Origin of the sequence: Clostridium sp. CCUG 7971 (assembly GCF_017590215.1) — a bacterium.
Classification (GTDB): domain Bacteria; phylum Bacillota; class Clostridia; order Peptostreptococcales; family Peptostreptococcaceae; genus Faecalimicrobium.
The window spans coordinates 1-876 of sequence record NZ_JAFFPK010000138.1; the positions used below are offsets into that span (position 1 = coordinate 1).

Consider the following 876-nt stretch of genomic DNA (forward strand, 5'->3'; position numbering starts at 1 on the left):
TTTTATTATATTATACAAATATTTTGCGAATATTAAATAATGATAACTAAAATATATAGGAGGTATTTTAATGAAATTTAAAAAGATATTATGTTTAATAATGGTAGCGATTGTATCATCATTGGCATTAATAGGATGTACAGGTAATAAGGGTAATGATGATAAGATTAATAATAAGGTAAAAGTAACTATGATAACAGGGGTTGGGGGTATAAATGATAGATCATTTAATCAATCTTCTTGGGAAGGGCTTCAAAAGGCTAAGAAAGACTTAGGTGTAGAGGTAGGTTACATAGAATCTAATCAAGACTCTGAATATACTGCAAATATAGAAACTGCAGTAGATGATGGAAATGATTTAATAATAGGAGTTGGATTTAAGTTAAAAGATGCTATTTTATCGGCAGCTAAAAATTATCCAGATCAAAAGTTTGCAATAGTTGATGCTGATTATGAAGATAAAACTCCAAACAATGTAACTTGTATAACATTTAGTGAAGAACAAGCTGGATATGTGGTTGGATTAGTAGCTGGTAAAATGACAAAGACTAATAAAGTTGGGTTTATAGGTGGAATAAAAGGTGTAGTTATAAAAAGGTTTGAAGTAGGATACAAAGCTGGAGTTAAAGAAGCTAATCCAAATGCAAAAGTTATAGATCAATATGCAAATACATTTACAGATTCAGCTAAAGGTAAATCAATAGCACAGCAAATGTATGCAAATGGTGCAGATATAATATTCTCTGCAGCAGGAGATGTTGGTTTAGGTGCAATAGAAGTGGCCAAAGAACAAGGTAAATTTGCTATAGGTGTTGATAGAGACCAAAATGAGGTTGCGCCAAATACAGTAATAACTTCAGCTATGAAAAAAGTAAA

General features: G+C 30.7%; 1 protein-coding gene. It reads left to right on the plus strand.

Annotation, left to right across the window (positions count from 1 at the left end; genetic code table 11):
- Positions 1–70: 70 nt before the first annotated feature.
- Positions 71–876 (plus strand): BMP family ABC transporter substrate-binding protein (locus JWF52_RS16155; protein WP_208334546.1); only part of this gene is annotated, 806 nt, incomplete at its 3' end.